Here is a 10314-nt window from a genome sequence, read left to right as displayed (position 1 = left end):
TGCTTTTGTATGCATTAATTGATATTACCCCACTTCCTTTTCAATTAAGTTTCTTGTTGCAAAATATCTTTGTATGTCGAATACTCAGCAATTACCTAACTATAAGACTAACTTTTCCAAAAAAAAACTCCCCAAAAGGGGAGGATAGTCTTACTTATAGGGGGGCTTCATACCTATTATATGAATGTATTGAAATATTGGAGCGCTTGCACACGATTGTTTACTCCAAGCTTTCTATACATATTTTTAATATGAAATTTCACTGTTTCACCTGTAACAAATAGCTTATCAGCGATTTCTTTATTCGACAGCCCACTTGCGATTAAATGTAGAACTTTCATTTCCTGTTCCGTTAATATTTCTTTGAGAGATGGCTTTCCTTCCATGGTTACATTAAAAGCCTGGATCAGCTGCTTCACATAAGACAACGAAAGCTTTGGATCGGGAATTAGACTGCCTATCTGTACCTTCAGATAAGTAGATAGCAGTTCCTGCATCTTAGGTCCTTCATCCAAAAAGCTGCGGATATAGCCTTCTGGCTCTGCTAGATGTAAAGCGGTCTCCAAGAGTAGATAAGCTGCCTCAGTTTGACCGATGGATTGATACGTCATACTTTGCGCAATACATACCTTAATTTGATCTCGGAGACGATCTTCCTTGGATAACAAAAGATTCAGTTGATCCAATACTTGTAAGGATTCACCTGAACGTTCGCATGCAGCCAGCACTTTTGCCAAAGCTAGGTACTCTGCGATTCGATTCATGGGAATTTCGTCCATATGTGCCAAACCGCATTCCCCCAACCATTCCACAGCCATTTGAAGCGAACCCTGCTGTAGAGATAAACATGCGTGCTCCGCTTCAACACCTAACATAAACAAATCATAGTCAGGAGAGTCAATTTGCAATTTCAACTGTGTAAGCAGCTGTGATGCTCGCTTTGGATCTCCTTTGGCTTGCTGAATCCTTGAAGCGCTAGTGTAATTGTGAATCAAAATTCGAGCGAAAGGCTGCATGTCCTTACGTTCAAGGACTTTACTTGCATACCGTTCAGCTTCGTCCAATCGATTCCATTCATAGAGCAATTTGCTATAAGAAGCATACAAATAACCAACAAAAGGATACTCCTGTTTGTTCTCCCAAACTGTAATCCATTTTAATAGGAAGGCTTCTGCTGCATGAAGATCATTAATAAGCGCCAAGTGATCATCAAACACATCATTCCCTTGATATCGATTACGCCCCATCGTTTGAAAAAAACTACCTTCTGGCACGAATTGCTCTACGAGCTCAAAGTATGCCGACGTTCGCTCAAGGTCCTTTTGCAGATAGGTGGTAACTGAACAGAAAAAGTAAATATTACCCATAATCTGATTCCACTGGGCATCATCCATTTTCCCCTGCAACGCTAGAAACCGAATTTCAGCCTGCTCTACTCTCTTAAATGCCGTCTTCCATTCTCCAACTCCCAGCAATACAGAGATATAAAACAATTCAATCATCGGCTTCTCTGCAAAAGAGTTCTCCGGCAAAGCAGACACCCATCGAATCAAAACAACGCTTTTCGATTGCACCAACGTATGAAGATTCTTCTCGATCAAACGAACAGCATCTGCGAACCGTTTTCCTTCTATATAATGTTCCACCGCTTCTTCATCAAAACCTTGCTCCTCCAGCCAATTTGCCGCTCGAGTATGTACTTGCATCCACTTATTCGGATCTGTTCTGAACAATATTTGTTGCAAAAAGTCAGAAAGCAAATGATGATACCTGTACCAATTCCTTTGATCATCCAAGGGGATAACGAATAAATTCAAATGGACTAACCTTACCAATTGCTCTTGGCAGTTCATTTGACCGGTTACAGCTTGACACAAGGAATGATTCATCCGATCTAAAATAGAGGTTTCCAGTAAAAAAGTGCGTACAGAATCCGATAGATGATGAAATACTTCTTCTAGCAAATAATCAGATATATGCTGCTGTTGACCTCTAATTTGATGAATCGTCGCATTTATATTATCACTTTGTTTCAGACTAATCGCCGCTAGCTGTAAGCCGCTAATCCAGCCTTCGGTCTGATCATAAAGCTCGGTAATTTGATCTTTGGTTAAACGCAAATCGGTTGTATCCCGAAAAAATTCAAATCCCTCATCCAATTGAAAACGCAGATCCTGCATGATGATTCGATGTAACTCACCTTTTGCCAAAAGCCTGGTAGTGGGTATGGTCAAATCGGTTCGACTAACGATATATAGATGAATATGGGGAGGTAAATGCTCAAGTAGATAAGCCATAGACTGATGTATTGTGGGGGTTTCGATGACATGATAATCATCAAGAATAATAAGTAGTTCACTTGTTAAGTTGTTTAACTCATTCAATAGCGCTACTATCGCTGGCTCCAAAGTCATAGAAGGCCCATTCATCAGAAGGGGTTGAACCGTTGATCCAAACCTAGGGCAACTCTCTTGGATAGAGGCTGTTACATAGCTCCAAAACTGAGCCCAATCATTATCCTGCATATCTAATGAAACCCAAGCTACTTGCGTATCACAATGTCTAATCCATTCACTTAATGCTGTGGTTTTGCCATAACCAGCTTGAGCAGAAATAAGCGTCAACTTGTAGTCCATTCCTTCATTAAGTTTACGCATCAGCCTTGGGCGAGAGACCAATGTTTTACGAACACGAGGGATATGGAGTTTAGTTCCAACAATCAATGATAACCCCTCCGAATATGTATAAATGCTATAGGTAATACAATAAATTCAATCTATTTTAGTAGCATTTTTTAGAATTCAAGTCTATTAATCACAGTATATCAGATAGAGGAATATTAAAATATGAAATGATGCCTTCTGATAAGTGTATCTATATTCTACAAAAAAATAAAAAACGGCATCTCTGCCGTTTGTCTTAAACATGATCGTATAAAGACCCTTTTAGTTCACTTTAGTAAAAAACCATTTCTGAGCATCGCTTCCATTATCTGTCCACTGCTGAACCGCTGCGCCATCTGCCGTCGAGGCTCCGTTTACATCCATAGCTAATCCACTCACTTTAGAAATTAGTTTGTAATAGCCCCCCCCTACATCTACAATACTCCACCGCTGAGCGTTGCTACCATTGTCATCCCACTGCTGCAACTGTACACCGCTGGTGGTTGATGAGTTTGGCACATCCAAGACTTTTCCACTATGCACTGCTGTCAGCTTATAGTAGCCGTCTCCTGTACTTTCCACCTTGAATTTCTGGTTATTAGCTGTGTAATTGGTCCATTGCTGCATCTTCGCCCCACTTGCTGTGGATACATCCACTACGTCCAGAACCTTGCCACTAGCCTTGTCGGCTAAGGTATAAATCCCGCCACTAACGATGCTTGAGGTAGGCGCGGATTGATACACACGTACATAATCAACCAGCATTTGCGCCGGGAAAGCAGTTGAAGCGTTTGGACTTCCAGGCCAATTCCCACCAACAGCAAGGTTTAGCAGGATAAAGAAGGGTTTTTGGAACTCCTCTGTATTGCCCGTTCCATTCTCAATATAAAAAGCATTAAATTGGTTGCCATCTACAAACCACTTGATATAATTCGCATCCCATTCAACGCTGTACACATGGTATTGAGAGAAATCCAGATTTCCGGATACCTGCCCATACTCGGCATGCCCATTGGCATCCCAGTGTACCGTCCCATTAACAAAAGCATTATTGTTCACACGTTCCATAATGTCTGTTTCACCGGATTTAGGCCAACCTACTGTATCAATATTTGATCCAAGCATCCAAAATGCCGGCCAGAGTCCTTGACCCGAAGGCACCTTGATTCTAGCTTCGATTTTCCCATAGGTAAAACTTTTGAGTCCTTGTGTTTTAATCCGTGCAGAGGTGTAATTCATTCCACCGTAGGATTCTTTTTGCGCTGTAATCACCAGATTCCCACCCGTAACTTGCAGGTTCTGCGGACGACTAGTATAGTACTGAAGTTCATTGTTACCCCAGCCACCGCTCCCTGTGCCGATTTCAGCCGACCAATTATTCGTATTCAGAGAATTCCCGTCAAATTCATCGCTCCATACCAGATTCCAGTTAGAAGCTGCACTTGAATTACCAGTAGGCACTAGAGCAATCATGAGTGTAAACAGCAGAAATAGACTTAGCATTTTTCCTTTTCTCAACATCATCGTCTCCTCCTAATAAATAAAAAAATTATAGGACACTGGAATGCTTAAGACGATATCTGCCCAGGGTCAGCCCAATAGAATCACCTCTTTGATCTTATTGATTTCATTGCACGGCGCGCTCGCACATTTGAAACCGGTTTCGTTTTTGAAAAAAACAAAACACTATCCCCAAAACCAGCTATTACAGCCAGCGTCAGGTTAACGCATCACTTCATTTGCAGTGTACGTCTTCTCTATCCGTAATATGCCAAGATTTCAACCTTACTTATGTACTTTAATCCCATAGCCACTTCCTAGTTTACCTCCTGCAATTAAAAAAGCTTTTGCACTCCGTTGCAGTTGAGTGTTCTCTACGTACTCTTGAGGGGTCATACTTAGTTTACTAAATATTCTTTCTTCTGCTTCCTTGGAACTTTTGTCGACTTCATAAATGTAGAACCGACTTTGAAACTTAATAATGTTCGATCCTGGGTTCAATACCTCCCTTAGTTCCGGATCAAGCAGCCATGAATGACAAATAAACACTGGAGTTATACCTCTAAAAAAAGCTCTGGCTAACTGAAAGGATTCCTCCACACTTTGAACTGATAAAGGCTCTCCTGCTGGAATATGCACATTAAGCACGATTTGATTGGTAAAGATTGTACAACCACCAACAACTAAATCACGATCCATCGCAAAAGGTTGAAATTGCATTCTTCCCAAACGAAATAACCGAAGCTGAACATGCTCTTGCAGCCAGTTATATTCTTCAATACCATATTCTCCGTAATCACGCATACATTGCATGCACCAGATCTGAATATCTGAGAATGTATCATAATAGATCTCGTCCTCAATGTTACGAATACGATACTCTTCATAAGCATCTACTGCGAATCTCACAAATAAATATAATAACAGCTTTCGATAACCCTCCGAGAGTTTCACCGATTCAAAAAAAGAAAATCTATCAAAGCAAAAATGTTGTTTATAAACTAGATATTCATCCTCTTTCAACTGAAACTCATAAACTTGCTGTCTAGCCGCTGGATCAAGCTTTATCCCTTCACACAATGCTCTGATATTCACTAGAAAACCTCCTTAGTTCCTATGGAATTCCTGTAACCGCTCTTTACAAAAGAATATCTCACTATTACTCATTTTTTCACATAATAAAACAAAGAAACGGCATTTTCGCCGTTTCTTTGTTTTATGGATGGCCAGGGCTCAGAGCCTGATTTACTCCAATCCATGTTCCTTACGGATGTTATACATACCTTGAACAAGCAGCTCGGAAGGATCCCGATTCAATTGCAAGTGCGTTAACAATAAATGCAGTGGGAACGCACAAACGTTATTTCCATCGCTTATCGCTGGAAATCCAGCCTCGAAGACCGGACCTAGTTTTTCGTTCCAAGCTAGACCTACATGTACATCCTCTGGCGCAAATTCTTCGGTGATTTCTTTAATACATTGCGGAACTAATTCATTGTCTATGATCGCTTTAGCTTCCTCTTCACTTGATGGTGGTTTTGGAAGCGTTTTGCCTCCCTCAATCTTCATCAGATCAACAAAGAATGAAGCCATCCATGCTGCAGGGTCCTTACCCGATTGGAATCTTGCAATCAATTCACGCAGAAAAAAGCCACAAGAATAGACATGGTCTAACTCAGACTTTACGTGAAAAACAAAAACCGGGCCATAGGCCTCCATATTCAACACTTGTCCTTCAACGTCTTGAAAGTGCACTCTCAAAGCTACGAGACCGTTATGGTGAACAGCCATCACTAGCTTATTCATATCCTCCTCAGACATTTCTGGATCATTGGTTATTTCCTCGTTCTCGTTTAATGTTTCTTCGTTCTCATTTGTTATCTCATTGGTCATTTTAAATTCCCTCCCGCTCCTATCATACCATCTAGTGAATTGAACTGACACTTTAATAATAGACAAATTCCTACCAGTTGAGGAGAAAATAAATAAACGGTATCTCTGCCGTTTATTTATGGGTCAACTCTTACTAAATCACATCCATTATTTTCTTCACTACTATACTGGTTAATTGTTTGATATCCCCAGGATCTAACTTGTAAGCAGAAGTAGCTTTTCGTGTCGGTTTAGGATCTGTCGATATTAAGTCAGCGATATACAGATCTATAAATACAACGGGATCAGCCCCAGTTCTTTTCCTGAGTTCGCCTGGTACCTTCGTGTTGGGTCCGTCCGCTCCGCCACTGATTGAAATAAAACCATACTTGTTCGGATTTGTTTTCAAATGCTTTAAATAGGGTCGGAGTGGTGTGGCCACTTGCCCCATCCAGATCGGCCCGAAAAAGAGGATCAAATCATACTTCACTAGTACATTAGGTGATGGCTGTACCAATGGTATCCTGCTGAAAATCATATCCATTGTAATGGAACTCATTGTCCGCGGCTTGGATTCAGAAATCTGAAAATATTCAGACGACAGTTCTTTAGCCACACTGCCAGCTAATGCATCATTGTTGCCTGTGAATGAATACGATATGACTGCAATGTTCATCTTAGCCCTCCTGAAACGAATTATTTCGTCTTTGCTTGCTCCAGTGCATTTTCTAGTGCCTTAAGATGTGCTTTAGAAGTAAGCGTTGCCCCACTAATAACGTCTACCTGAAGGGATTGTGATTCAATCACATGTCTAAACAAATCACCAATGCTTATCCCCCCCTTCATTTTCAGCAGATTTCCATTTTTATCTAAAGCGCCTTTGAGTATTTTAATATCTAAAATTTGACCCTCAGATATTGATGCCTGAACCTGTGTATCTCTGGAATGATCCTTTGTGCCGATATATTCTCCCACATAGGTTCCATCACGCAGCTTTTGGAAATCAATGACGTCGATAGTAAGCTTCTGAACTTCACGCCTCCCTGGAGCGCTTAAGAGAATCCCTCCCCATACGATGACTACAATCACGACGAAGATGATCAGTATAACCATCCACATTGAGATCTTCCTTTTACTTCTTACAACAATGTTCATTCGCATGCCCCTCTTCTCAGTTTCCGAATGAATATTATTATATTCATTCATTTTAAGAGATAAAAAAACTGCCTCATTCGTTCTATTTGGGGCAGTCTGTAAGACCCTTCATGATTAGTTCCATCATATGATCCAGTAGTTGTGGAAAGAACTCCAGTCCTATTTCTTCCTTGTGGGTCTCCACATTGATCATGGCGGCGAAGACCATCATAATCATTTTGCTGTCCATGTCACTTCGCATCTTACCTTCAGTTTGCCATTGCTGCACAATTTCATGAAAGCTGTCATATAAGAAATCGTTCACCTGAATACCAGTTTCTTCTCGATAAAGCTGTTCGATTTTCCCAAAAACACTTTTGTTATACCATTCCTTTAGAATGGGGCTAGATATTATGCCTTCCACATTGAGTGCCATCATCTGCCGAATTACAATCACCGGGCTTTGGGTCATGTCAAGGGATTCCATACAGTTTTTTTTGAGTTTCGCATTTTCTTCAAGAAATATATCCATAAAAAGCTTTTCCTTAGAAGGATAATAATTGTAAAAAGTTCCTATAGCTATTCCAGCTTTTTTTGTAATGTCCGAGACATTCGTATCCTTAAAACCTTTATTGCTAAATATCTCTTTTCCACAATCATAAATCTTTGTTTTTTTATCTTCCACTTTCCGCATCTCCATGAATGAATAATTATTTTTTCATTCATATCATAATGTAAAAAGTTGGATGTGTCAATACAAAACTTATTTGTTATCTTTTCGTTCATTGAGCGACAATAAAATAAAAAACGGCATCTCTGCCGTTTTCCCGATAGTTAAAGAAACTTATAGTTTCATAAGATCCTCTCAATCCATCAGGTACAGGTCCCCGAAGGCATTAACATCCTTTGAAGAACCTATGCCACTATTGTATTCCAACCAGCCTCTACGCCCTTCGCCGTCATTATCATTGACCAGCAGCGAAAACTTAAGCTTCATTCCTTGCTTCACATGGTTAATGTCATGGCTCAGTTCACGCCAGGGTATGGCTAATTCGTAGCTGGTTGTTGAATCTGAGCGACTCACCGCATACTTTAGCTCTAGGGCATCATTTATATTGAATCCCCTTGGGGTTAACCAGCGCCACTTCAGCAGATTCCCTGCATTTCCCCGAGCCACGCCTAGTTCATGATACTCCGAGGGTACCGTTCCATCTGTGTTTGCAATACCAATGCCGATCTGGATGCTGTCTCCACTCCAAATGGCATCACCCGATGCCGACTGTTCATGCTTGTCATCTATAACTTCTACCCCTAGATAAAGGTTATCCTCATCCCAAGCTAAGGAACCAGTCGCACTGATATCCTGCTCACCTCTCCAACCACTGATTTTGATATCATTCACATTAAAGCGAGCCTGATCACTCCAATCTGATAGGTTACCATTGATTTCAACGGGCTTACTGAGTTTTGGCAACAACAGTGCGTTAAAGGAATCTAACGTCGACTGCAATAGATTACCTATGTCATTATAAGATTTAAGCGTCCGTTGTCCTCTAGTAAGTTCAGGAATCTCTAACCGCACACTCTTTCCTGGTTCTAGGTTCTCCACAGAAGAACTAAAGGTACCTTGCGTAGAACGTCCTGTCTCATAATCCGCTTCCACTGAACCATTGAAATTGTTCGAAGACTGATTAGTAACATCCATATGAGTTCTTATTTCCTTGGCAGCTTCATCATAAAATGTCTCATATTTCACCGTCAACGGGTCGATTACGTTAACATTGACAGCGAAGCTCATTTCCGTTTTAGGATCTTCGCCTCGTGAGACAAACAGCGTATCATTTCCTCGCACCAAGCCTTCCGGAACCTGTATCCGAAGTCTGTCTGCTTCCTCTTCACGAAGCTGCCATCCCTCGGGCAAATCGATGTTGATCGACTCCTTCGAAGGCGTATGATAGACCTCGGGTAGCTTAATATCAAAAGCATCTCCGGAAGCAATCGAAAGTCCGGAATTCTCCGGTAGCTTTGCAAGATCAGAACTGTTCATGACATTCCATAGAAAATGTGTTGTCGTCTCCATAATTTCATCGATGTATTTATCATTCTTGTAGTCATGTCCGACACCTTCCATGGTGAGCAGGTTATGATACACCCCCTTCTCTTTCAGCTGTTCGGCCAATTCAACACTTTGCTGGTACGGCACCAGTTTGTCTATCGTTCCATGAATGATGAGCACCGGCGGCAGCTTACTGTCCGCACTTTTCGTCAGATCACCGCCATAAATATCAACAATAGAAAATATAGGTTTAATGATGGAAGGCTCCTGTGATGCATATTGATTAACAAAGTTTATGGCTAGATGCCCCCCTGCTGAATCACCGCCGATCACAATACGGCTTGCATCCATTCCATAATTCTCTGCGTTATCATTGATCCATTGGATCACATCGCTTACATCTTCATAAGCGTCATTAAGCGTGCGGGTGAAATTAGTAAATGGATCTTTTTTTAGCCTATAATCAATGGCCAATACCGCATATCCACGCTTGGCCAGTCCCGTAGAAAAGTCCGCTGCATCGTACTTCCCTCCTTCTGTGTACCCTCCACCGTGAATGAAAATAAATACAGGTCTCTTCATGTTATGATCATCAGACGGCTCGTATAGATCAAGCTTCAGAGGTTCTACAGCATCTGTCTCATTTTTCTTACTCGCATACAAAATATCTCCCTTCACTGTAACTTTATAAGCGGGAGTCAAGTATTGAACCGGAATTTGTTTATTGTTGACAGTAACTTTTGTCGCTGTTGCGCTACTGTCAGTAGTATTCACATTAGCCACTCCTTTCCCTTCTTTTTCTAAAGCGCTCATATTCTCTCGGTTATGCAGTAACAACCAGGAACCTAGAACGATTACTAGGATCGTAAGAACGTAAACAAGCCTACGCTTCATTATGACAACCTCCCAGAATGATTTTGGATTTGAAAAAGTAATATACTTCCAATATCATCATTCTAGAATTCAAGGTAGCGTTTAACAATTATGTATTCCTTCGTGAATTAGGTTTAATATTACGAACTTTTAGTGAACAAGAAAGCGTATAATTAAGTAGAATCGGCTTTGTCTTAGAAATAGATAGAGGAGGAC

At 40.9% G+C, this 10314-nt stretch carries 8 protein-coding genes; all 8 read right to left on the bottom strand.

All coding sequences use genetic code 11. The annotated features are described in order from the left end of the window. Positions 1-176 precede the first annotated feature (176 nt). Entirely contained in the window at positions 177-2723 is a 2547-nt protein-coding gene (locus tag ACN6KS_RS09595; RefSeq protein ID WP_440961879.1) for a LuxR C-terminal-related transcriptional regulator, read from the bottom strand. Between the two features lie 222 nt (positions 2724-2945). Beyond that, positions 2946-4184 carry an RICIN domain-containing protein gene (locus ACN6KS_RS09590; RefSeq protein WP_094871470.1) on the bottom strand — a complete coding sequence of 413 codons (1239 nt, stop codon included), beginning with the start codon at positions 4182-4184 and terminating at the stop codon, positions 2946-2948. A gap of 264 nt (positions 4185-4448) precedes the next feature. Then, positions 4449-5258 (bottom strand): acyltransferase domain-containing protein, encoded by an 810-nt coding sequence (locus ACN6KS_RS09585; protein WP_440961878.1) that lies wholly within the window; start codon positions 5256-5258, stop codon positions 4449-4451. 150 nt (positions 5259-5408) lie between these two features. Continuing rightward, positions 5409-6056 carry a hypothetical protein gene (locus ACN6KS_RS09580; protein ID WP_094877017.1) on the bottom strand — a complete coding sequence of 216 codons (648 nt, stop codon included), beginning with the start codon at positions 6054-6056 and terminating at the stop codon, positions 5409-5411. A gap of 133 nt (positions 6057-6189) precedes the next feature. Next, complete coding sequence (locus tag ACN6KS_RS09575; protein WP_440961877.1) at positions 6190-6711, bottom strand: flavodoxin family protein; 522 nt, start codon at positions 6709-6711, stop codon at positions 6190-6192. A gap of 20 nt (positions 6712-6731) precedes the next feature. After that, a complete protein-coding gene (locus ACN6KS_RS09570) occupies positions 6732-7154 on the bottom strand; it encodes an FMN-binding protein (protein WP_440961876.1) in 423 nt (140 codons plus the stop codon). Between the two features lie 118 nt (positions 7155-7272). Then, positions 7273-7854, bottom strand: coding sequence for a TetR/AcrR family transcriptional regulator (locus ACN6KS_RS09565; protein WP_440961875.1), 582 nt, complete (start codon positions 7852-7854; stop codon positions 7273-7275). 180 nt (positions 7855-8034) lie between these two features. Next, entirely contained in the window at positions 8035-10119 is a 2085-nt protein-coding gene (locus ACN6KS_RS09560) for an alpha/beta hydrolase fold domain-containing protein (RefSeq protein WP_440961874.1), read from the bottom strand. Positions 10120-10314 lie beyond the last annotated feature (195 nt).

Origin of the sequence: Paenibacillus nitricinens, assembly GCF_052056485.1 — a bacterium.
Lineage (GTDB): Bacteria > Bacillota > Bacilli > Paenibacillales > Paenibacillaceae > Paenibacillus_AQ > Paenibacillus_AQ nitricinens.
This window is presented reverse-complemented; position numbering and strand designations above follow the sequence as displayed.